This window comes from Streptomyces sp. SID14515 (assembly GCF_010548505.1).
In the GTDB taxonomy this organism is placed as follows: Bacteria; Actinomycetota; Actinomycetes; order Streptomycetales; family Streptomycetaceae; genus Streptomyces; species Streptomyces caviscabies.
This window is the reverse complement of the sequence record NZ_JAAGMH010000040.1, coordinates 1-21,684: the sequence shown is the minus strand read 5'-3', so window position 1 is coordinate 21,684 and position 21,684 is coordinate 1. Positions and strand designations below refer to the sequence as shown.

18 protein-coding genes, 2 tRNA genes and 1 pseudogene are annotated in these 21,684 nt (G+C 70.0%); 14 read left to right on the top strand and 7 right to left on the bottom strand.

The genetic code is table 11. The features are described from left to right. Nucleotides 1-63: 63 nt before the first annotated feature. Both G3I54_RS07420 and G3I54_RS07415 read left to right on the top strand, forming a co-directional pair. Entirely contained in the window at nt 64-1,809 is a 1,746-nt protein-coding gene (locus tag G3I54_RS07420; protein WP_164612314.1) for a trypsin-like peptidase domain-containing protein, read from the top strand. Nucleotides 1,810-1,894: 85 nt separating this feature from the next. Further along, nucleotides 1,895-1,981: transfer RNA gene (locus G3I54_RS07415), tRNA-Ser, on the top strand. Nucleotides 1,982-2,519: 538 nt separating this feature from the next. Here the strand turns inward: G3I54_RS07415 and G3I54_RS07410 are convergent. Continuing rightward, entirely contained in the window at nt 2,520-3,029 is a 510-nt protein-coding gene (locus G3I54_RS07410) for a GNAT family N-acetyltransferase (RefSeq protein ID WP_164612312.1), read from the bottom strand. Nucleotides 3,030-3,051: 22 nt separating this feature from the next. Beyond that, the gene (locus tag G3I54_RS07405; RefSeq protein ID WP_164612310.1) at nt 3,052-3,825 is read right to left on the bottom strand and encodes a GntR family transcriptional regulator; all 774 of its coding nucleotides are present in this window, start codon (nt 3,823-3,825) and stop codon (nt 3,052-3,054) included. An 856-nt stretch (nt 3,826-4,681) separates the two neighbouring features. Between G3I54_RS07405 and G3I54_RS07400 the strand changes: the two genes are divergently transcribed. The 3 genes from G3I54_RS07400 (at nt 4,682) to G3I54_RS07390 (ending at nt 7,333) form a co-directional block, all read left to right on the top strand. Then, nucleotides 4,682-6,151, top strand: coding sequence for an asparagine synthase-related protein (locus G3I54_RS07400; protein WP_203685640.1), 1,470 nt, complete (start codon nt 4,682-4,684; stop codon nt 6,149-6,151). Nucleotides 6,152-6,178: 27 nt separating this feature from the next. Beyond that, on the top strand, nt 6,179-6,889 hold the full coding sequence (locus G3I54_RS07395) for a class I SAM-dependent methyltransferase (RefSeq protein WP_164612308.1): 711 nt from the start codon (nt 6,179-6,181) through the stop codon (nt 6,887-6,889). Nucleotides 6,890-7,186: 297 nt separating this feature from the next. Further along, the gene (locus G3I54_RS07390) at nt 7,187-7,333 is read left to right on the top strand and encodes a hypothetical protein (protein ID WP_164612306.1); all 147 of its coding nucleotides are present in this window, start codon (nt 7,187-7,189) and stop codon (nt 7,331-7,333) included. A 1-nt stretch (nt 7,334) separates the two neighbouring features. Here the strand turns inward: G3I54_RS07390 and G3I54_RS07385 are convergent, their stop codons facing one another. Next, nucleotides 7,335-8,504, bottom strand: a complete 1,170-nt coding sequence (locus G3I54_RS07385) for a pentapeptide repeat-containing protein (protein ID WP_343240284.1) — start codon at nt 8,502-8,504, stop codon at nt 7,335-7,337. 196 nt (nt 8,505-8,700) lie between these two features. Between G3I54_RS07385 and G3I54_RS07380 the strand changes: the two genes are divergently transcribed. Next, nucleotides 8,701-8,787: transfer RNA gene (locus tag G3I54_RS07380), tRNA-Ser, on the top strand. Nucleotides 8,788-8,962: 175 nt separating this feature from the next. Here G3I54_RS07380 and G3I54_RS07375 read toward each other — a convergent pair. The 3 genes from G3I54_RS07375 to G3I54_RS07365 form a co-directional block, all read right to left on the bottom strand. After that, nucleotides 8,963-9,403 (bottom strand): hypothetical protein, encoded by a 441-nt coding sequence (locus G3I54_RS07375; RefSeq protein WP_164612304.1) that lies wholly within the window; start codon nt 9,401-9,403, stop codon nt 8,963-8,965. Between the two features lie 69 nt (nt 9,404-9,472). Next, nucleotides 9,473-10,558 (bottom strand): hypothetical protein, encoded by a 1,086-nt coding sequence (locus G3I54_RS07370; RefSeq protein WP_164612302.1) that lies wholly within the window; start codon nt 10,556-10,558, stop codon nt 9,473-9,475. Nucleotides 10,559-10,675: 117 nt separating this feature from the next. After that, nucleotides 10,676-11,584 carry a bifunctional DNA primase/polymerase gene (locus tag G3I54_RS07365; RefSeq protein WP_164612300.1) on the bottom strand — a complete coding sequence of 303 codons (909 nt, stop codon included), beginning with the start codon at nt 11,582-11,584 and terminating at the stop codon, nt 10,676-10,678. Nucleotides 11,585-11,919: 335 nt separating this feature from the next. Here G3I54_RS07365 and G3I54_RS07360 point away from each other — a divergent pair, with 335 nt between their 5' ends. The 8 genes from G3I54_RS07360 (at nt 11,920) to G3I54_RS07325 (ending at nt 19,796) form a co-directional block, all read left to right on the top strand. Further along, a complete protein-coding gene (locus G3I54_RS07360; protein ID WP_164612298.1) occupies nt 11,920-12,234 on the top strand; it encodes a hypothetical protein in 315 nt (104 codons plus the stop codon). 247 nt (nt 12,235-12,481) lie between these two features. Continuing rightward, nucleotides 12,482-13,654: an acyl-CoA dehydrogenase family protein gene (locus G3I54_RS07355; RefSeq protein ID WP_164612296.1), complete on the top strand. Its 1,173-nt coding sequence runs from the start codon at nt 12,482-12,484 to the stop codon at nt 13,652-13,654. Beyond that, a complete protein-coding gene (locus G3I54_RS07350; protein ID WP_164612294.1) occupies nt 13,651-14,604 on the top strand; it encodes an OB-fold domain-containing protein in 954 nt (317 codons plus the stop codon). The genes G3I54_RS07355 and G3I54_RS07350 overlap by 4 nt, the downstream gene beginning before the upstream one ends. A 1-nt stretch (nt 14,605) precedes the next feature. Next, the gene (locus G3I54_RS07345) at nt 14,606-15,652 is read left to right on the top strand and encodes an acyl-CoA dehydrogenase family protein (RefSeq protein ID WP_164612292.1); all 1,047 of its coding nucleotides are present in this window, start codon (nt 14,606-14,608) and stop codon (nt 15,650-15,652) included. Continuing rightward, nucleotides 15,649-16,104 (top strand): MaoC family dehydratase, encoded by a 456-nt coding sequence (locus G3I54_RS07340; protein ID WP_164612290.1) that lies wholly within the window; start codon nt 15,649-15,651, stop codon nt 16,102-16,104. The genes G3I54_RS07345 and G3I54_RS07340 overlap by 4 nt, the downstream gene beginning before the upstream one ends. Continuing rightward, the gene (locus G3I54_RS07335) at nt 16,101-17,267 is read left to right on the top strand and encodes a lipid-transfer protein (protein ID WP_164612289.1); all 1,167 of its coding nucleotides are present in this window, start codon (nt 16,101-16,103) and stop codon (nt 17,265-17,267) included. Before G3I54_RS07340 ends, G3I54_RS07335 begins: the two co-directional genes overlap by 4 nt. 169 nt (nt 17,268-17,436) lie before the next feature. Beyond that, nucleotides 17,437-18,000: a SigE family RNA polymerase sigma factor gene (locus G3I54_RS07330; RefSeq protein ID WP_030077401.1), complete on the top strand. Its 564-nt coding sequence runs from the start codon at nt 17,437-17,439 to the stop codon at nt 17,998-18,000. A 143-nt stretch (nt 18,001-18,143) separates the two neighbouring features. Continuing rightward, a complete protein-coding gene (locus tag G3I54_RS07325) occupies nt 18,144-19,796 on the top strand; it encodes a long-chain fatty acid--CoA ligase (RefSeq protein ID WP_164612287.1) in 1,653 nt (550 codons plus the stop codon). Nucleotides 19,797-19,876: 80 nt separating this feature from the next. On the opposite strand, the pseudogene G3I54_RS07320 reads toward G3I54_RS07325, so the two are convergent. Then, a pseudogene (locus G3I54_RS07320) lies at nt 19,877-21,684 on the bottom strand (PAS domain S-box protein); the annotation flags it as partial.

Sequence of the window (21,684 nt, the reverse complement as noted above, 5' to 3'; positions counted from 1 at the left end):
TGCACAGCGGATTTCTTGCCGAACGCCGACTGGATGCCGAGTGGAACCGAGGAGTAAAGAGCTGTGAGCACCGAGAACGAGGGCAACGAGGACCACGCGGTACCGGCCGTGCCGTCCGTTCCGTCAGCACCTCCCGTGCCGGCCGACACTCCCGAACCGGCGACCGACGGAGCCACGCCTCCGCCGGCGGCCCCGGCCCAGGACGTCGCGCACGGGACGGCGAACGACCATGCGCACGGGACGGCACGCGACGCGGCACCCGACCCCGCGCAGGACACCGCGCGCCTGCCGGTGCACGACACCGGCGCGACGGAGACCACACCGCACGCCCCGGGTGCCCCGGCGCACGCCGAAGCGCCGCGCCACAACCCCACGCACCAGGGCTCCCCGGCCGCCCCCGCCTCCCCGGCAGCGCCCGCGTACGCCCAGGGTGCGCACCCGACGCCCCCGCAGCCGCCCCAGCACTCCCCGTACGGTGCGGCACCCGAGTACGGCGCGACGTCCGAACTCCCCGCAGGCGCCGCCTCCTGGCCGCCGCCCCCGCCCGCCGTCCCGTCGTACGCCGGCGGGGACGCCGGTCACGCGTCCGGTCACGCGTCCGGCGGTATCGGCAACGGCAGCGGCCACGGCCCGGTCTGGGGCGCTCCGGTCCCGCCCGGCACGGACCCCGCGGGCGGCAAGAACGGCAAGAGCCGGGCCGGCGGTCTGGTGGCGGCCGTGGCCGTGGCCGCGCTCGTCGCGGGCGGCATCGGCGGCGCTCTCGGCTACTGGGCGGCCGACCGCAACGACAACGGCTCCTCCGGCAACTCGACGACCATCTCGGCGTCGGACACCCCGAGGGACCTGAAGCGCCCGGCGGGCACGGTGGCCGGAGTCGCGGCGAAGGCGCTCCCCAGCGTGGTCACCATCGACGCACAGGGCGGCGACGGCGAGGGCGGCACGGGCACCGGCTTCGTGTACGACAAGGAAGGCCACATCCTCACCAACAACCATGTGGTGGCCTCCGCCGCGGAGTCCGGCGAACTGTCGGCGACCTTCTCCGACGGCAAGAAGTACGCCGCCGAGGTGGTCGGCCGGGCGCAGGGCTACGACGTGGCCGTGCTGAAGCTGAAGAACCCGCCGTCGGGCCTGGCACCCCTCCCGCTCGGCAACTCGGAGAGCGTGGCGGTCGGCGACTCGACGATCGCGATCGGCGCGCCCTTCGGCCTGTCCAACACGGTCACCACGGGCATCATCAGCGCGAAGAACCGCCCGGTGGCGTCCGGGGACGGCCAGAGCAACAAGAACTCCTACATGAGCGCCCTGCAGACCGACGCCTCGATCAACCCGGGCAACTCCGGCGGCCCGCTGCTGGACGCGACGGGCGCGGTCATCGGCATCAACTCCGCGATCCAGTCGACCGGCGGCGGCCTCGGCCAGTCCCAGGCCGGCTCCATCGGCCTCGGCTTCGCGATCCCGATCAACCAGGCCAAGAACGTCGCCGAGCAGCTGATCAAGACCGGCAAGCCGGTCTACCCGGTGATCGGCGCGACGGTGACGATGGAGGAGAAGACGGGCGGCGCGGCCATCTCCGCCGAGGGCGCGGGCGGCACCCCCGCCGTCACCCCGAACGGCCCGGCGGCCAAGGCGGGCCTCAAGGCGGGCGACGTGATCACGAAGTTCAACGACACCGTGATCGACAGCGGCCCGACCCTGATCGGCGAGATCTGGACCCGCAAGCCGGGCGAGAAGGTGACCCTGACGTACGAGCGCGACGGCAAGACGGCCACCGCCGAAGTCACCCTGGGCCAGCGCGAGGGCGACAGCTGACCGGCTAGGCTGTCCCACGCGTCGACCGGCCCCACCCGGGCCTGACGGCCCATCGGCTTGCACAGCGACGGGACCGCCGACGCGGGGTGGGTTGCCCGAGCGGCCTAAGGGAACGGTCTTGAAAACCGTCGTGGCAGCGATGTCACCGTGGGTTCAAATCCCACACCCACCGCAGATGAACGGCCCCCGACCAGCAGCTTCGGTCGGGGGCCGTTCTCGTGCGTCCTGTCCGTCAGAGTCCTTGCTTCCTCGTCGGTTCCCGGCTGATCGGGCACGGTCATCGGGTCACGGCGTTCAACTGCTGCACGCAGACGCAGGGCCCCCATGTGGCCCTGTCGGTGGTAGGCAACCATCCCGCACGGTTGGCTTTGATCCGTAGAATCACCGCACTCGATTCCGGACCGGTGGGGACCCCGATGCTGTGGCGCAGGGATATTCCGTACAGACCGGACAGTCGCGTTCCCTTCATGGCGCAGCACGGCGCAGCTGCCGTGCTCGGCATATCCGTCATACCGTTCGCCATCTTGAGCGTGGTGGTGCGTGGGCATGGGTGGCCAGGCTGGATTCCGTGGCTGGTGCCCCTCGCACTCCTGTACCGGGAGACAACGGTGAACGAGCGGGCATTCAACGAGCTGGCCCGGCAGCAGGAGCGGGCGAGGCCAGAGTCGGGTGCCTTGATGAGGTGGAGAAACCTGTGACAGCTCTCGTCCTCAGGCGGGTGCCACGAAGCAGACGGCGTCGACCTGCTTGCCGTCGAAAGTGTGGACGGTCTCACCGATGCGTTGCCAGCCAAGGCGCTCGTAAAGGCGGATCGCGGCGGCGTCCTTCGTCAAGACCTCCAGCACCAAGCGCAGGTGTCTCTTGCGGGCGTAGGTCGTAGCGGCTTCCACAAGCTGTTTTCCGGCAGATTCCTTACGCGCCTCACGCGCCACGAAAAGTCGGGCCAGGACACCGATGCCGGAGTTGTCGTCACCACTCTTCTCCCTCCAGATGCGGGCCACTTCTTCCCCCGGCTGAGGGCTGTTGATGGCGACATGCCCCACCAGATTTCCATCGAGTTCGGCGACCCATGCCGTCAGAAGCCCTTCTGGAGAGAGCCAGGCTTCTGGGGCCTCCACCCCTTCGACCGGGTACCCGTCGGATTCGTGTACGGCGGTGAGAACGGTTGCCGCCTCTGCAAGGTCACGTGACTCACGTGGGCGAACTATGGCCCTTGGCATGGGTGTCCCCTTCTATCGCCGTCTACTCAACCGGCAGTTCGTAGAGCAGCCCTGTTTGGTCGGCTCGGTGTACGTACCTGGAGACCTCGAACGGCTGCAAGTCCTGGTCAAGGCTGGTGTGAAGCAACTCCAGGATCGGAACGCCTGGCAGCAGTTGGAGGGTCCGGGCTTCCTCTGGCGTCGGCATCCGCGCGCTGATCTCGTCACGGACTCGCGTCATGACGTGCCCTAGATCCTCAAGCCGCCCGTAGATGCCGTCCTTACCGGTCTTGGGCTGCATGAGCGGAGTGTCCTTGGCTTCATCCCACCGGAGATACGTCGAGACGATCTGAATGGGTTCGTCGTCCGCGAAGTAGTGGTTCTCCCGGTGCACGACGCTGTGTTCGTCCGAAGGCACGCCGAGCCGTTCCGCCACGTCGAGCGGCGGAACCTCGCGCTCGATGTACAGCACTTCGATCCTGGGAACTTTGCCTTGGCGCTGCGCTTCCAGCCGGAACGGGGTCAGCCCAGTCTCCCGGTTCTTGATCGAGTATCGATCACTCCCGAACCTGAACAGCTTCTGGGGTTCGCGCACGAACACCCCCCGCCCGTGCTTGGCCGTCACCAGACCTTGCTCCGCAAGCAGTCGCACAGCCTCGCGCGCTGTGTTGCGGGCGGCCCCATGTTCCTCGGCCAGTGCGCGCTCCGAAGGCAACCTTTCTCCAGCCGCGATCTCTCCGGCGCGGATCCGCCGACGTAGTTCTTCTGCAATGCGTCTGCTTGCCGGCTGCTGAGCAGAGGGCTCGGGCGGGGTCATGCCGACAGCCTAGCAACTGGCTCAAGCCAGATGCTTGACGGCCCCTCCCGCTGCATGCTCAACTGGCTTAAGCCAGTGAGTGCTCGAGCCAGTAGGGGCTGGGCCCTCCTGCTGCAGCAACGCGATGAGGGAGACGCTCATGCCGTCCTTCAAGAATCGTCTGAAGGGCTGGGGTACAGACAAATGAGAAGCGAAGCGCGGGCTCGACCGGCCCAGTTGACCGAAGAGCTGGACTAGGACGGAGTGCTGAGGGTCGACACCTACGAGGGCACCGACCCGCAGCCGGGATCGAACGCGGCCCGACCCCGCCAGCGCCCGCAACCCAGTCGTACCGGCCATCGGGACACCGTGGCCGCGCGCCGCAGCGCGCGAGGAGAACGGGTGTCTGTTCGGCGGCTGGTTGCAGTCGCCGACCGCTTCGCCGGACCGTTGTTGATCACCTCGATCTCCCTGTCGATCGGCTTCGTACTGGGCGCGGTCGCAGCCCCAACCTAATTCCTCCGTCGTCACACACTCCGCCCCACGCGTGGCGAAGGAGGGCCCACTGCAGGAGGCGGTGGGCACCCGTCCGGCCAGCCTTCTTCGTAAGGGACCGGTAGCCGGACGGGTTCAACCCCGCAGCATCAGCCGCGGAGTCCGTTTCAACCGTAAGAGGAGAACGAGATGAACGTGGACGAACTGTTCGCCGGCGACCTGATCACTGGCGTTCCGGCCGTCGAGGCCACGCTGCTCGACAAGATGCCCGGCGGCGGCGACAACAACGGTGACCACTGCTCCAAGTGATCCAGGGCTGACGCCAGGCGGGGCGGGGTCGTTCGTGGTCCCGCCCCGCCGCACGGTTTCGGAAGGGGACGGCATGCTGTCGATGCGTCTACGCCTGGCGGATCTCCGAGAGCTCCGGTGGAGGCCGGAAGGGGGCCGCTGGGTCAACGGCGAAAGCTGGATCGAGCCCGCGAATGTGTCCACGTTGGTCATGGAGGTCCGTGACGAGACGCCGCGTGTACGGGTGACGGTGAAGGAGTGCAAGCGAGGCGACGCCGACTTCGTCGAGGTCGTCATGGCGGCCGGGGAAGTACGTCTAACGGCGGGCGTCTTCGGTACAGCCCCGTTGTTCCTGGTGGAGAAGGCCGGCGAGCTGCATGCCTCATGGGACGTGGCAGAGTTGGGGCCGCATCTGGCGGCTGATCGCCTGGTGCCACGTGTCGTGGCCCGGACGCTTGCCAGACAACATCGCTACACCTCCGAGACGTTGTTCGAGGGTGTCTACCGCCTGACCGAGCGGGCGTCGGCCACGTTCAACGTTTCCGGGCTCGGCATCCACTACCCGGAACCTGCCGAGCACGTTCTGGAGCCGCGCACGCTGCGTCCCGGCGTTGATCCACTCGCCGTACTGAACGAGTTGCTGACCGACGTGATCCGCGAAGCACCGAACACTGCGGGTTGCGTGGGCGTCGAACTGTCGGGCGGTGCGGACTCCGGCAACGTTGCCCTGGCCGTGAAGGCGGCGCGTCTCCCGCAGGTGCACAGCTTCGGCTTACTGGTCGGGGGAAGCATCGGCAGGCAGCAGCAAGTCCGCCGCCAGGCATACGCGGATCACTGCGGATTCCGAGATACGGCCATACCCGCAACGCAGCACCCGCCGTTCTGCCCCGGTGGCGTGCGCGCTCTGGGTCGGCCCCACGATCCGGCTGGAGCGTTCTACCAGGAAGCCTTCGACGTCGTACGGGAGCAGGCAGCCGCGCGGCGTTGCGAGGTCATGTTCACCGGCAGCGGAGGGGACGAGGTCAATGCCCACCACTCCAGAACGAACGCGGAACTGCCCATGCCGGAACCCGTTCCGTGGCTCGGCCCGAAGGCGGCTCGGGCCCTGGCCGAGGTGAACGAGCACCTGGCGCCCATCCCCGTCCTGCCAGTGCCGACCCTGATAGCGTTCGGGATGCACAACCCCGGTTTCCTGAGGTCCGGAGTCTGGCCTGTGAGCCCGCTCGCGCACCCTCGGATCATCCGGTTCATGGAGCAACTGCCGTACGAGCACAAGCGAGGCAAGGCGCTGTTCCGCGAGCGGATCGGGCTGGCGGGACTGCCGGAGTCCGTGGCGTCGCCGACCGAACCGGAGAATTTTCTGGCTGTCCTGGAGAAGGGGCTGCGCTCCTACGGTTTGCCCGTGCTGGACGACATGCTGAAGGAATCCGTCCTGGTCGATCTCGGCTACGTTGACGGGAAGGCACTCGCTCAGGCCCGCAAGGACGTCGATGCCGCTCCGACCGTTCCTGATCTGCTGTGCGATGTCCTCGCCCTTGAGGTCGGACTGCGAAGCCTCATGTGACCCGTCACCACACGGAAGCGGAATCCAGTGGAAGCGACGAATCTGCTCTACCGGGACCCGGCGCTGTACGACGTGGTCCAGTCCGACAGCACCGGCGCGGCGATGTGCCGAACCCTCATCGAACGGCACCGGCCGGACGCGCGGACGCTGGTCGACTTCGGTTGCGGCACCGGCAGGGACCTGGAGATTCTGGCCGAGCGATTCGAGTGCATCGGGCTGGATCTCCAGCCCGGCATGGTCGACTACGCCCGTCACGTCCGTCCGGAGCTGGACATCCGCATCGGAGATATGCGCACCACACGACTCCGTCGGAGCATGGACGTGGTGACCTGCATGGGCAACAGCCTCGCCTACGTCCACGACAACGACGAGATCGCTCAGGTCTTCGCCACGTTCGCGGCCCACGCCCGAACGGGCAGTCTGCTTGTCCTGTGTTCCCCGGTCGCTCCCGCCACGGGATCCGATTCCATGACTGCCAGGGTCGACACCCCGTGCGGCCCGGCGACCGTCACGATCCGCTACGAGTGGGACCTGCGGACCCAGATCAACACGATGCACCGACACTGGGCACTCCCTTTCGGGGACGAAGCCCAGGACGAGATCTGCAGACGTGTCCTCTTCCCACGCGAGCTCGAACAGTACGCGGAGCGCGCCGGATTCGAGATTCTGGACATGATCGACGGCTCGGGAGCTGGGCTCACCGGTCCGACGGCGTACACGGTGGCCAGGTACACCTGACAGCAGGCAGCCGGTGCACCAGGCTTGACCCCAGAGGTCGCGAGAGGCTCTCCAGAGTGCCGGTGTGGCGGGCTCCGAAGAGAGGCACCAGGCGCCAGAGCGGCTTCAGCTCCGCGCAGACCGGTGCGCCGGTGAGTGGCATCCCTCATGCCACTCGGATGCCCGTCTGTTTACTGATTTCCGTATCCAGGATTCCGTTAATTCGTTTCATTTCATTTCGTTGCGATGAAGGAATGAAACTGATCCAAGTGGCGTGGTTCAATCCTGTGTCGTGTATTCGGTGATACGGTCACGGTTATGGAGCTAACCGTCTACTCGATACCGGCGACAGGTATTTTTGCCCTCCTGGCTGCCCTCGCGATTGTTGCTTTGGTGTACCCGGACGCAGCCGTAAGGGATCGCGCGTTGCTGATCATTCGTGCCGTGTTCGGGCGGCGCGAGTGACTTACTGTTCGTCGCGGCCCAGGGTGTGGCGAGGTATGGATTCGATCTCGGAGCGAAGATTTAGCATGCGCACAACAGGGCCTGGAAGCTCGGTCTCTGAGGCGACAGTGGCCGGAGAAAGCTGTTCGGGTATCAGCCCGGACGCGTTCCTGAATACGGTTCTTCCGAGGATGGTCGCACCATCGAATCGGGTTTCGTGCATGCTCACGTCGGAAAATAGGGCATCTATGATCTCCGCTTGACGTAGATCGGCTTGCTCCATTGAGGATTCGTCTATATGTGTTCCCTCCATCTGTGCGGACCGGAAGCTCGCTTTCTTTAGTGATGTGTTGTGAAATTTTGCTTCTGTGAGTGACGCTCCGTCAAGGTTTGCACTCGACAGGTTGCACTCCGCCAGGGTTGCCTTTTCGAGGGATGCTCGATGCAATCGCGCCGATTCGAGATTGCAGTCGATGAATGTCGCATTGCTCAGGTCGGCGTCTGAGAGGTCGAAGTCCTGCAACCGGCCGCCCTCTATGTGCACTTCGTACAGAGTCACGTCGCGCAGATCAACGCGGTGGGCCTCGTCTCGGGGTGGGCGACGGCAGAGGACTTTGAAGGCCACTACTCCGTCTCGGGACGGTGGATTCGAGACGGTAAGGGTGCCGTGCTCACCGTCAATCTCAACCGTGTGGATGTCGTCCCGACGCTCACAGCGGTTGCGGACGAACGAGGCAAGAACCTCCACCACCGTCCCATGATCCTTCTCGGAATCCTTCATGATCCGTTCGAGTGCGTAGATGCCGCCGAGTCGTTCCGTTTCGCTGTCGGAGCCAAGCAGCTTGATTGCCTCCACATACCGTTCCGTGACCTGGCCTTCACGCGTCAGTTCGGCCTGTTCCCGGTCCTTGTCGCGTGTGTGTTGAAGGTTGAGGTGTGTGTACATCAAGCCGAGGCCCGCCACTACGGCGGCGCCGAGTGCAACGAGCATCGTCCGAAGGCCTGTGATCACGACACCGTCTGCTGGTTGCAGGTCCCTCTGTCGGATGTGGGAGCCGTCGAGCCACCATGGCCCTTTCCAAAGCAGGAGGGCGTAGCCGATCAGCCCGAGGAGGATGCCCCCACCAACTGCAAGGCGACGTAGCCTGGTTCCGCGCCGTAACTTCCGCTTATGCCCCGATCGAATGATCACCTGCCCACTGTGCTCCCGGGCGGGCGGTGTCCGTGGCCCGTTCGCAGACTTCAGAGCGAAACTTGAGATGGCTTCGGGGGTCACGACCGCCACTGCTCTGAGGCAGCCTCGGTGGACCCATGTGTGGACCACGATGCCCGCGCGTGGTCGGAGGCCGGCAGTCTGTCCCGCTCCACCCTTGGTGGACGGGGCAGGAGGCGGGTTGCCCGAGCGGCCTAAGGGAACGGTCTTGAAAACCGTCGTGGCAGCGATGTCACCGTGGGTTCAAATCCCACACCCACCGCAGATGAACGGCCCCCGACCAGCAGCTTCGGTCGGGGGCCGTTCCTTGTTGTGCTTGCCGTCAGCAGTCGCGGCTCCTCGGCTGGGCCCGTTCGATCGGCGACGACCGACGACAGGGCGAGCGATGGCGCCGAGCGGGCTCATGGCGGGTGCGGTGGGCGCAGCCGGGGGCGGCGCTACCAGGCCGGGCGTGGGTCCTGGCGTTCCGGTGAGAGTTTCGCGGGCACGCTGTCGCCCGTGTCCGTTCGCCACAGGTAGCCCGGGCTCGGGGCGAACTCGTCGGAGGGAGGGGCCGGGGCGTGGAAGCGCTGGGTGTGTGGGAGTTGTACCTCGACGAGCCTGCCGTCATGGATCATCCACAGCCCGAAGCAGTCGTCCTCCTCGTCGTGGATCAGCACCTGCACCCGGCCCGGGTCGGGCCAGGGCAGCGATTCGAGGTGTCTCAGGAGTCCGGAGCGTGGTTCCATCCGGTTGAACTCGATGACCCATCCGCCGACGAACAGGTCGAGGGGTTCGAAGTGGCCTTGCCAGCTCCGCGAATCGTCGGGGCGGGTCAGGGGTTCCATGACCTCGTCCGCGTACGGTGCCAAGACGATGACCTGCGCGATTCTGCTCATGCCGGAGTATCGCCGCAGGGCACGCGTCGGCCGCACCTTTTTTCTGCGGTAGGGGGCCGTCTGCCCGGGTCACTCCGCCGGGACCGGACCGAGTGCGCCCAGGACGGCGGGTGCGTCCTTCTTCCGCGTGACGACGAGGACCGGTACGCCGTCGTCCTCGCATTCCAGGACCACCGCACGGCCGTCGTAGTCGGGGCGGCCGGCCGGGTCCGTCAGGTAGGGCGGGCGGAGGCGGAGCGGGGTCAGGGTGCGGGGGACGGGCTTGCGGTGGAAGACGCCGGTGGGGTCGGGGGTCGTGGCCAGGATGCCGGGGCCCGCGATCAGGTAGCCGGCGTCGCTCGCGTACGGGGCCTCGCCCATGATCAGGCCGGGGAAGCACAGCTCCTCGGTGAGCACGGACGGCTCCAGTGTGATCGTGTCGTCGCCGTCGCGGTTGCGCCGCCGAAGGAACGGGACAGCCAGGGCGCAGGCCGCCAGGACCACCACGGTGGCCAGACCGGTGAGTTGCAGGGCCTCGGCGATGCCGTCGGTCAGCCAGGGAGCCACCGCGCCGAACAGGATCAGGGACATCCCGCCGGTGAAGATGAGGCCGACCTGCCAGGGGAACGCCTTGAGCGAACGTCTGCCGATCCAGGCTGTGGCGACCGCGGACGTCAGGAGCATCGCCCCGAAGATGCCGACGACCAGACCGACGACGAGAGGAATACGGAAGGCGCCGCGCGGGTCCGCGTTCGTGTAGTGGCGGTCGGATCCGAGGTCGGCATACCGGATCTGGTCCTGCCAGTACGTGACCTCGACGGCCGCTCCCGGGCGGGCGGCCGGGGTGAGGTCCGGGTTGCCTTCGATCCGGGTGCGGGTGGACGTTCCGTCGGCCTCGGTGATGTACAGCCAGTACGACGGTGTCTTGCGCATCGTCTCCTGCTCGGTGCGGTCGATCACCGCCTTGACCGTGCGCAGGCAGTCGGAAGCGCCGCGTCCGTCGGCGGCCGTGCACTCGGACGCCGTGGTGAACGCGCGCTCGTCGTCGCGTGCGCCCGGCGCGGTCAGAAGCAGCAGCCAGGCCGCCACCAGCGAGAACAGGATGCCGACTGCCAGGTAGGCGCGCGTCGGCCCACGGTGCGCAGGGGCGGTCGTGTTGCTCGGTGTCGTCGTCACCTCTGCATTCTGGGGCGGTGAGAGCGGAAGCGTTATGGGCGATGTCCGCATGTTCTGGGAGTGGTTTCTGCCGGGAGTCGGCAGTGGAGTCGTGGCCTCCCGTTTCTGCTCCGAGTCTCAGGCCGCGCCGTCCGTCTCCCCGCCCCGCCCCGACGTCAGCCGTGCCGCCGAGGCGATCGCGGCGCGGGCCTCCTGTTCCGGCAGGCCGGTGCGGACGGCGGCGGCGGTGAGCGCGTCCGCCAGGGCGTCGCCGAAGCCGTGTTCGTAGGCGCGGCAGGCCGCCCAGAACAGGCGGGTGTTGCGCTGGCCCTCGTGGGCGGCGAGCACGAACTGGATCAGGCCCTCGCCCCGGCGGGCCTGGGTGTGCGTCGTGCTCGCGCCGGAGGTGGCCGCGGGTGCGCGCCGCGGCTGGGTCAGGAGGCGGAGCAGGGCGCGGGGGCACGGGGCCGGGGTGAGGTGGGCGGTGCCGGGGGCCAGGCGGTAGCGGCCGTGGGCGGTGACCGAGCCGGGGCCGACCAGATAGCCGCCGCTGCCGCGGATGTCGATGCCCGGGGCGAGGCGGCCGGCGGAGTTGGGGACCGTCGCGTCGGCGGGGCCGGTCAGCCAGAGGTGCCGGCCGCCGCTCGGGGTGAGCACCGTGACCGTCGGCGGGATGGTGAACAGGTGCTGGAGGGCCAGCTGCCGGAGCGCGCCCGCCGCGTCGCTGCCGTACGCGGGGTCCACGTCCAGGTCGATGCCGATGAGGCGCTGCGGGGCGCGTCCGCAGGCGATGCCGTAGCCGGTGGCCCGGGGCGCGGCGGCGAAGAGGGCGCGGACGGCCGCGGGGTCGGTGGTGGCGTCGTGCACCCCGTGGCCCGGCAGCCCGCACTCGCCCCGGCAGTGCGCGGGCGGCTGCTCGCCCCGGTGCGGGGAGCGCAGGGCGGGGAGTTTGGTCGAGGACAGAGGGAAGACGGGGAGGCCGCGCCCGGCGGCGGCCAGGGCGTGGGCGAGGGCCAGGGTGGGGGTCTGCCGGTCGATGGTGGCCATGCATTCATTTTCGTACATGTGTTCGAGGAAGGGAAGAGGGGGAGGCGGGAGGCGGGTGGAGGCGTCCGGGAAATGGCGGGCGACGGAACGCTTCTTCCCGGGCGCCCCAACGGTTCGCCCCGGTCGCCTCGCTGACCTGGGCTTTCGTGCGGCATAGGAGGTTTATCGGCTCTTCGTCATACGTGAGGGGGAATCGGGCGGTGATGAGGGGTTCGCCGGGGATGTGCTGGGCAACTCTGGTCTCGCGACGTTGTGAACAGCACCGGGGTGGTCGGCCAACTCCCCCGGGACCAGCCGAATATGAAGCCGCAATTCCGTTTCCTGGAGGAAATGACATGGCAAGTATCCGTACCGCTCGTGCCCTCGCCGCTGTCGCCGCTCTGCCCCTGGCCGTCGCGCTCTGCGGCGGGGTCGCCATGGCGGACAACGGCTCCTTCGCGAACGACGGATCGAACGCGGCGGTGGCGACGGTCGGCGGCAGCGGTGTCGGCGGCAACAACTCCGGCAACTCGGCCACGACCCAGCAGCAGGCCGTCGGCGCCGGTGCGTCGAACCAGAACACGTCCGCCCAGGTGAGCAACTCGGCCTTCGTGCCGATCGACCAGTCGGACCACAGTGTCGCGGTGAACTTCACGCCCTTCTTCTGGTGATGCCCCCCAGGTGACGCGGCCGCCGGGGCCTCCCGGGGGGTAGGTTCCGGCGGACTGAACAGCGGCCCGCGCGACGGCACTTCGGTGTCCTCGTGCGGGCTGTCGTCGTCTTGACAGAGGGCCTATATCTGACGGACAGTCAGAAACGTTGGGGCGCGAGGACCGCCGGTCGCCGGGACGCGGAAGGCCCGCACGTCGGTCGGGAGCGCTCCGGCGCTCTGATTCCGCAGCTCTGGAGGCCCCTCCCGTGCATCTCGCCCCGACGGAACGCCAGCAGCGCCTCCGTGCCGAACTCCGTTCGTATTTTCGTGCGTTGATGCCCGACACCGCGAACGCAGGGCAGAGCGTCGGCCCGGCCGAACAGCGGCGGCTGCTCCGCCGGATCGGAGCCGACGGTCTGCTCGGTCTCGGCTGGCCCGAGGAGTACGGCGGCCGGGGCCGGGGCCCCGACGAGCAGTTCGTCTTCTTCGACGAGGCGTACCGGGCCGGCGCCCCGGTCTCCATGGTCACGCTCAACACCGTCGGCCCGACCCTGATGGCGTACGGGACCGAGGAGCAGAAGGCGTACTTCCTGCCCCGCATCCTCGCCGGCGACCTCGTCTTCGCGATCGGCTACAGCGAGCCCGAGGCCGGTACGGACCTGGCGGCGCTGCGGACCCGCGCCGTGCGGCACGGCGACGACCGGGTCATCGACGGCCAGAAGATCTTCACCAGCAACGCCCAGCAGGCGGACTGGATCTGGCTCGCCTGCCGTACCGACCCCGAGGCCCCCAAGCACCGCGGCATCTCGATCATCCTGGTGCCCACCGACGCCCCCGGCTTCTCCTGGACGCCGATCGAGACCGTGGGCGGGCTGACCACGACGGCCACCTACTACGACGGCGTACGCGTCCCCGCCACCAACCTCGTCGGCACCGAGAACGAGGGCTGGAAGCTCATCACCAGCCAGCTCAACCACGAACGCGTGGCCCTGGCCGCCATCGGCATGCAGGCCGAGGACTTCTACGAGGAGGCCCTCGCCCACGCCCGTACCGCCGACCCCCTGACCGGGCGCCGCCGGATCGACGAGCCGTGGGTGCGCGCCCGGCTCGCGGAGGCGTACGCCCGGCTCGCGGCGACGCGCCTGCTGAACTGGCGGCTGGTCGACGCCGTCGGCGCCGGCGCACCCGCCCCCGGAGAGGCCAGCGGGGTGAAGTTCGCGGGCACCGAGAGCGCCGTCGAGGTCTACCGGATGTGCCAGGAGGCCGTCGGGGACACCGCCCTGCTCCGGGCCGGTTCTCCCGGCTGCTTCGGGTCCGGCGCCGAGCTGGAGCGGATGAACCGCGCCGCGCAGATCAACACCTTCGGGGGCGGCGTCGGCGAGGTGCAGCGCGAGATCGTCGCGACGGCCCGGCTCGGGATGACCCGGGGCAGGCGATGAACGAGCGGGGGCAGGGAGGGCCGGGGCCGGAGAGCGACGAGCTGTACGAGCGGCTCAGCGTCTACGAAGGCCGCGCCGCGGCCACCGCCGGGCGCGGCAAGGACCCGGTCAACGCCCCGATGATCCGGCACTGGTGCGAGGCGATGGGCGACACCTCGGCCGCCTATCGGGGCCCGGACGCCGTCGCCCCGCCGACGATGCTCCAGGCGTGGACGATGGGCGGGCTGACCGGTCATGCCGAGCACCGCTCCGCCGCGTACGACGAGATGTTCGCGCTGCTCGACGGCGCCGGTTACACCTCCGTCGTCGCGACCGACTGCGAACAGGAGTACCTGCGGCCACTCCGCCCCGGCGACCGGATCACCTTCGACACGGTCATCGAGTCCGTCTCCCCGCGCAAGACGACCAAGCTCGGCACCGGCTACTTCGTCACCACCCGCACGGATGTGCGCGCCGACGGGGAACCCGCCGGGACGCACCGCTTCCGCATCCTCAAGTACCGCCCCGCGCAAAGGAACAAGAGCTCCGAGCCGGCGCTCCGGCCCCGGCCCGTGATCAATCGCGACAACGCCGGGTTCTGGGACGGAGTCGCCGAGCACCGGCTCCTCATCCAGCGCTGCACCGACTGCGCGACCCTGCGCCTGCCCTGGCTGCCCGGCTGCAACGCCTGCGGTGGCGCGGAGTGGGACACGGTCGAGGCGGGCGGGGACGGCACGGTTTTCAGCCATGTCGTGATGCATCACCCGCCCTTCCCCGCCTTCGCCCCGGACGGCGAGGGCGGACCGTACGCCGTCGCGCTGATCGATCTCGCCGAGGGCGTCCGCATCGTCAGCAACGTGATCGGTGTGCCGTACGACAAGGTCCGCGTCGGCATGCCCGTACAGCTGGAGTTCCTTGCCACGGACCCCGACCTGGAACTGCCCGTCTTCCGGGCGAGCGAAGGCGGTTGAGATGGACTTCACCCCGAGCGAGGAGCAGTCGGCGGCACAGGGGCTGGCCGCGCGGATCTTCGGCGACCTGTCCACGCACGAGCGGCTGACGGCGGCCGGCTCGGGCACGGACGCGGAGTTGTGGAAGGAGCTGTGTGCGACGGGACTGCCCGGCGCGGTCGAGGAGATCGGGCTGCTCGGCCTCGTCCTGCTCCTGGAGGAACAGGGCCGGACCACCGCCCAGGCCCCGTTCGCGGCCACCTGTGTGTACGGGCTGCTCGCGATCGCCGAGCACGGTACGGCGGAGCAGCGTGAGCGCCTGCTTCCCGGCCTGCGCGACGGTACGGAGGTGGCGACGGGCGCCTTCCCGGCGCGGGGTGGCGTACACCTCGCGGACGGTGCGCTGTACGGGGTCGTGCCCTGGGCACCCTGGCTGCGCGACGCCACCCAGGTGCTGGTGGCGGACGCGGAGCGCGGTCTGTGGATCGTCCGGACCGGCGAGCCGGGCGTCACCGTGGTGCCGGTGGAGACGACCGCGCCCTGGGCGGCGGGGCGGCTGGTTCTCGACGGCGTACCCGGGGAGAGGCTGGGGAACGGGCAGCCGTGGGCGTACACGGCGGTCCTCGCCACCGCCCGTACCGCCTTCGCGGGTCTTCAGGCCGGGGTGTGCGCCGGATCGCTCGCCCGAGCGGTCCAGCACACCGTCACCCGTGAGCAGTTCGGGCGTCCGCTCTCCACCAACCAGGGCGTCCTGCTCCGCGCCGCCGACGCCCATATGGACACCGAGGCGATCCGGGTCACCGCGTACGAGGCGGCCTGGCGTCACGACGCACAAGAGGCGTACGAAGCACAGGCGTTGACCGCCGCCTGGTGGGGATCGGAGGCGGGCAAGCGGGTCGTCCACGCGGGCCAGCATCTGCACGGCGGCACCGGCGCCGACCTCGACCACCCGGTCCACCGGCACTTCCTCTGGGGCCGCCAGCTCGACGCGTATCTCGGCTGCGGCGGCGAAGTCCTGGAGGAGCTGGGCCTGTTGCTCGCGGCCGGACCTCGGGAGGAGGCGTCGTGACGCACACGCGCACCCACCGCGTCGGCGACGAGCTGCCGCCCCTGGAGATCCCGGTGACCCGGACCCTGATCGTCGCCGGGGCCATCGCCTCGCGCGACTACCAGGACGTGCACCACGACGCGGAACTGGCCCGGGAGAAGGGCTCCCCCGACATCTTCATGAACATCCTCACCACCAACGGGCTCGTCGGCCGCTACATCACCGACCACTTCGGCCCCACCGCCGTCCTCCGCAAGGTCGCGATCCGCCTCGGCGCTCCCAACTACCCGGGCGACGTCCTGCGGTTGACCGGACGCATCACCGATGTAGCCGATGTAACCGACGTAGGAGCCGGAGGAGCCGGAGGAGCCGCCGAGGCGACCGTCCAGGTCATCGGCGACAACGGCATCGGCCGCCACGTCACCGGCACGGTCACCGTGGCCCTCCCACGGAAAGGCGGAGGCGGAACATGAGTATCCGCAGGGCCGACTCGCTCGGCGGGAAGGCCGCGATCGTCGGCATCGGGGCCACCGAGTTCTCCAAGGACTCCGGCCGCAGCGAACTGAAGCTGGCCGTCGAGGCCGTCCGCGCCGCCCTCGACGACGCGGGTCTCACCCCCGCCGACGTCGACGGGCTCGTCACCTTCACCATGGACACCAGCCCGGAGATCACCGTCGCCCAGGCGGCCGGCATCGGTGAGCTGTCGTTCTTCTCCCGGATCCACTACGGCGGCGGCGCGGCTTGCGCCACCGTGCAGCAGGCCGCCCTCGCGGTGGCGGCCGGGATCGCGGACGTCGTCGTCTGCTACCGGGCCTTCAACGAACGTTCCGGCCGCCGCTTCGGCTCCGGCGTCCAGCGGCGCGAGCCGACCGCCGAGGGCGCCGCGCTCGGCTGGAACCTGCCGTACGGGCTGCTCACCCCGGCCTCCTGGGTGGCGATGGCGGCCCAGCGCTATCTGCACGCGTACGGCCTGGGCCCGGAGGTCTTCGGGCAGGTGGCGGTGGTCGATCGGCGGCACGCGGCGCGGAACCCGGCGGCGTACTTCCACGGGAAACCGATCACGCTCGCCGACCACGCCGCCTCCCGCTGGATCGTGGAGCCGCTGCGGCTGCTCGACTGCTGCCAGGAGACGGACGGCGGTCAGGCCCTCGTCGTCACCAGCGTGGAGCGCGCCCGCGACCTGCCCCGGCCGCCCGCCGTAGTCGTCGCGGCGGCCCAGGGCGCGGGCCGGTCGCAGGAGCAGATGACGAGCTTCTACCGGGACGGGCTGACGGGCCTGCCGGAGACCGCCGTGGTCGCCCGGCAGCTCTGGCGCAGCTCCGGACTGACCCCGGCCGACATCGATGTGGGCATCCTCTACGACCATTTCACCCCGTTCGTCCTGATGCAGCTGGAGGAGTTCGGTTTCTGCGGGCCGGGGGAGGCGGGCGACTTCGTCGCGGCGGACGCCCTGCCCCTGAACACCCATGGGGGTCAGCTGGGGGAGGCGTACCTCCATGGGATGAACGGCATCGCGGAGGCCGTCCGGCAGATCCGGGGAACCTCGGTGAACCAGGTGGCGGGGGCGGAGAGGTCGCTGGTCACGGCCGGTACGGGCGTCCCGACCTCGGGCCTGGTCCTCGGTGCGGACGGCTGAACGGCGGCGTCCGGCCCCCGGGGCTCTCGGGGACGGACCCTGACGGCCGCGCCGAGGCCCGTCCACCTTCAGGAGGTGCAGGGTGTACGCCCCCTACAACCTGAGGCGGACGGCGCTTCGGGACCTGGGGGCGATCCCCTCGGCGGCGCCCGCTCCTAGCGTTGAGTACATGACCACGCCAGTCTGCACGGGCGCCTCCAGGGCGGCCTCTGCCACCGCCGCCGGCCACCCCCACACGCCCTACGCGTCGTTCTCCTCGTACGTCCGGGCCCGCGGACCGGTCCTGCTGCGCACCGCGCGCTCGCTCACCGCGAACCCGTGCGACGCGGAGGACCTGCTGCAGACCGCGCTCGCCAAGACGTACGTCGCGTGGGAGCGGATCGAGGACCACCGGGCGCTGGACGGCTATGTGCGCCGCGCCCTGCTGAACACCCGCACCTCGCAGTGGCGCAAGCGCAAGGTCGACGAGTTCGCCTGCGAGGAGCTGCCCGAGCGGGAGGCCTTCCCGGCGCCGGACCCGGCCGAGCAGCAGTCGCTGCACGACGCGATGTGGCGCGCGGTGCTCAAGCTCCCGGACCGCCAGCGCGCGATGGTCGTCCTGCGGTACTACGAGGACCTGAGCGAGGCCCAGACGGCCGAGGTGCTCGGTGTGTCGATCGGTACGGTCAAGAGCGCCGTCTCCCGCGCCCTCGGCAAGCTCCGCGAGGACCCGGAGCTGACGCCGGTCCGCTGATCGGGGCCGCCGGGCGCACTCCGCCACACTCCGCCACACGGCCCCCGGTCAGGAATTTTCTCCCGCGAGTAGTGACATACCGCGTGGTATGTGCGCAGAATCAGCGGAACCTTACTGCCGCGTAGCGCCCCCGGGAGGACGCCGTGCTGAGCACCATGCAGGACGTACCGCTGACTGTCACCCGCATCCTGCACCACGGGATGACGATCCATGGGAAGTCGCAGGTCACGACCTGGACCGGCGAACCCGAGCCGCACCGCATCACCTTCGCCGAGATCGGGGCACGCGCCACCCGGCTGGCCAACGCACTGCGCGACGAGCTGGGCGTCGACGGCGACCAGCGGGTCGCGACGCTCATGTGGAACAACTCCGCCCACGTCGAGGCCTACCTCGCCATTCCCTCCATGGGGGCCGTGCTCCACACCCTCAACCTCCGGCTGCCGCCCGAACAGCTCGCCTGGATCGTCAACCACGCGGACGACAAGGTGGTGATCGTCAACGGCTCGCTGCTGCCGCTCCTCGTGCCGCTGCTGCCCCACCTGCCGAGCATCGAGCACGTGGTCGTGTCCGGGCCGGGGGACCGCTCCGGGCTGGCCGGCGTCGCGCCGCGCGTGCACGAGTACGAGGAACTGATCGCGGACCGCCCCACTACGTACGACTGGCCGGAGCTGGACGAACGCCAGGCCGCGGCCATGTGCTACACCTCCGGCACCACGGGCGACCCCAAGGGCGTCGTCTACTCGCACCGCTCGATCTACCTGCACTCGATGCAGGTCAACATGACCGAGTCGATGGGGCTGACCGACAAGGACACCACCCTCGTCGTCGTGCCCCAGTTCCATGTGAACGCCTGGGGCCTGCCGCACGCCACGTTCATGAGCGGCGTCAACATGCTCATGCCTGACCGCTTCCTGCAGCCCGCCCCGCTCGCCGACATGATCGAGCGTGAGCGCCCGACGCACGCGGCCGCGGTCCCCACCATCTGGCAGGGCCTGCTCGCCGAGGTCACCGCCAACCCGCGCGACCTCACCTCCATGGCCAACGTGACCATCGGCGGCGCGGCCTGTCCGCCCTCGCTGATGGAGGCGTACGACAAGCTCGGCGTCCGGCTCTGCCACGCCTGGGGCATGACGGAGACCTCACCGCTGGGCACCATGGCCCACCCGCCCGCCGGACTGGGCGCCGAGGAGCAGTGGCCCTACCGGGTCACCCAGGGCCGCTTCCCGGCCGGTGTCGAGGCGCGGCTGGTCGGCCCCGCGGGCGAGCACCTTCCGTGGGACGGCGAGTCGGCCGGTGAGCTGGAGGTCCGGGGCCCCTGGATCGCCGCCGCCTACTACGGCGGGGCCGACGGCGAGCACCTGCGCCCCGAGGACAAGTTCAGCGAGGACGGCTGGCTGAAGACCGGCGACGTCGGCGTGATCAGCACCGACGGCTTCCTGACCCTCACGGACCGGGCCAAGGACGTCATCAAGTCGGGCGGCGAGTGGATCTCCAGCGTGGAGCTGGAGAACGCGCTGATGGCCCACCCGGATGTCGCGGAGGCGGCCGTCGTCGCCGTGCCGGACGAGAAGTGGGGCGAGCGTCCGCTCGCGACCGTCGTCCTCAAGGAGGGCGCCGCCGATGTCGACTACGAGGCGCTGAAGGCGTTCCTCGCCGAGTCGGGCATCGCCAAGTGGCAGCTGCCGGAGCGCTGGTCGGTGATCGCCGCCGTGCCGAAGACGAGCGTCGGCAAGTTCGACAAGAAGGTGATCCGGAAGCAGTACGCGGAAGGCGAGCTGGACGTCACCCAGCTCTGAGATCCGGTCCGCTGGTTTCACGTGAAACAGGGCGGGGGCGGTACGGGAATCCCGTACCGCCCCCGCCCTGTCGTGCGTGGCTAGTTGGTGCCGATCTTCGCCAGCAGGTCGACGATTCGCGACTGGACCTCGTCGCTGGTCGACCGTTCCGCCAGGAAGAGAACGGTTTCGCCCGATCCGAGCCGCGGCAGCTCCGCATGGTCCATCCCGGCCGAGGTGTAGACGACCAGCGGGGTGCGGTTCAGCTGCCCGTTGGCCCGCAGCCAGTCGATGATCCCGGCGCGCCGGCGGCGTACCTGCATCAGGTCCATCACCACGAGGTTCGGCCGCATCCGGCCCGCCAGGTCGACGGCCTCGCTGTCCGTCGCGGCGCGCGCCACCTGCATGCCGCGCCGCTCCAGGGTCTGCGTCAGCGCCACCGCGATCTCCTCGTGCTCCTCGATCAGGAGCACCCGGGAGGGATGCTGTTCGCTGTCGCGCGGGGCCAGCGCCTTGAGCAGGACGGCCGGGTCGGCTCCGTACGCCGCTTCCCGGGTCGCCTGCCCGAGACCGGCGGTGACCAGCACCGGAACCTCGGCCGCGACGGCCGCCTGGCGCAGCGACTGCAACGCGGTACGGGTGATGGGCCCGGTCAGCGGGTCGACGAAGAGCGCGGCGGGGAACGCGGCGATCTGGGCGTCGACCTCCTCGCGGGAGTTCACGATCACCGGGCGGTAGCCCCGGTCGCTCAGCGCCTGCTGCGTCGGTACGTCGGGGGCGGGCCAGACCAGCAGCCGGCGCGGGTTGTCCAGCGGCTCGGGCGGCAGCTCGTCGTCGACCGGGTGCGGGTGCGGCCGGTTGGCGACCTCGACCGCGCCACCGGGCCCGTCCAGCGGCTCGGGCCCCTCGGCACCCTCGTCGGGCGCCCCTATGGCGTACGCGCGCCCCTCCGCGACGGGCGGCGCGAGCAACTGCCCCTCGCCGTAGGCGGTGCCGGTCCCGCCCTGCGCCGGCTGAGCCGGGTGACCCGGACGCCCGGCCTCGTGCGCCTGGTGGTGGCCCGGTGCCTGTACCTGTGCCTGTTCCTGGTCCTGCCGCGGGTCCTGGTCCTGCCGCGGGTCCTGGTCCTGCCCTTGCGGCTGGTGCCGCTGTGGGCTCGGCCCGGCCGGCGCGGGGCCGGCCGGCTGCTGGGGCGCGACCTGCTGGCCGCCCGGCGTACGCGCCGGGGTGCGGTCGCCCTCCGGCGGGGCGGCGAGCTTGCGACGCCGTCCCGCGCCGCCGAGGCTCTGGTGCGGCTGGTTCTGCTGGTGCGCGAGGTGCTGGGCGAACGGCACGCCCTGGCCCAGCGTCCGCACGCTGAAGGCCCTGCCCTGCGTGGAGTCGGGGTTGCCGCCCTCCGGCATGGGCTCCTCGGCGGGCAGCGGCTGCCGCCGCGCGTCCGGGGCCGGTACGCCCGCGTCACCGTCGGCCGGGTGCGCCACCGGATCGGCGACGGCCGCGACGCCGGTGGTGTGGGCGGTGTGCCCGGTGCCGGTGTGTCCGATGTCGGTCTGCCCGGTGCCGGTGTGCCCGGTGCCTGTGTGTCCGGTGTCGCCCCAGGAGGCGTTCTCCGGCGCGGGGCCCGGAGCCTGCGGGAGGCCGCCGTCGGCGTACGGGCCGGGCGCGTGCGGTGCTTCGGGCGCGGCCGGGAAGCCCTGCCCGGAGATGCCCTGCCCGGAGGTTCCGTCGGCCTGCGCGCCGGTGTGCACCGGGGCGACGGGGTGCGCCTGCGGAGGCGTGTGACCGGCCTCCGGTGCGGTACGCGCGTGGTGCCCGCTCGGCTCGTCGCCGGGGCCCGCCGGGGCGTCGGGAGCGAGCGGCGCCCGGTCCGCGTCGGCCGGCGGCAGGGCGAAGGCGGTCCGCGGACCGG

Coding starts and splice junctions, on each gene's coding strand:
- G3I54_RS07405 (WP_164612310.1), bottom strand. CDS start 3,825: ATGACCCCGCCCGAGCCCTCTGCTCAGCAGCCGGCAAGCAGACGCATT.
- G3I54_RS07375 (WP_164612304.1), bottom strand. CDS start 9,403: ATGAGCAGAATCGCGCAGGTCATCGTCTTGGCACCGTACGCGGACGAG.
- G3I54_RS07410 (WP_164612312.1), bottom strand. CDS start 3,029: ATGCCAAGGGCCATAGTTCGCCCACGTGAGTCACGTGACCTTGCAGAG.
- G3I54_RS07345 (WP_164612292.1), top strand. CDS start 14,606: ATGGACTTCACCCCGAGCGAGGAGCAGTCGGCGGCACAGGGGCTGGCC.
- G3I54_RS07350 (WP_164612294.1), top strand. CDS start 13,651: ATGAACGAGCGGGGGCAGGGAGGGCCGGGGCCGGAGAGCGACGAGCTG.
- G3I54_RS07330 (WP_030077401.1), top strand. CDS start 17,437: ATGACCACGCCAGTCTGCACGGGCGCCTCCAGGGCGGCCTCTGCCACC.
- G3I54_RS07360 (WP_164612298.1), top strand. CDS start 11,920: ATGGCAAGTATCCGTACCGCTCGTGCCCTCGCCGCTGTCGCCGCTCTG.
- G3I54_RS07400 (WP_203685640.1), top strand. CDS start 4,682: ATGCTGTCGATGCGTCTACGCCTGGCGGATCTCCGAGAGCTCCGGTGG.
- G3I54_RS07365 (WP_164612300.1), bottom strand. CDS start 11,584: ATGGCCACCATCGACCGGCAGACCCCCACCCTGGCCCTCGCCCACGCC.
- G3I54_RS07390 (WP_164612306.1), top strand. CDS start 7,187: ATGGAGCTAACCGTCTACTCGATACCGGCGACAGGTATTTTTGCCCTC.
- G3I54_RS07335 (WP_164612289.1), top strand. CDS start 16,101: ATGAGTATCCGCAGGGCCGACTCGCTCGGCGGGAAGGCCGCGATCGTC.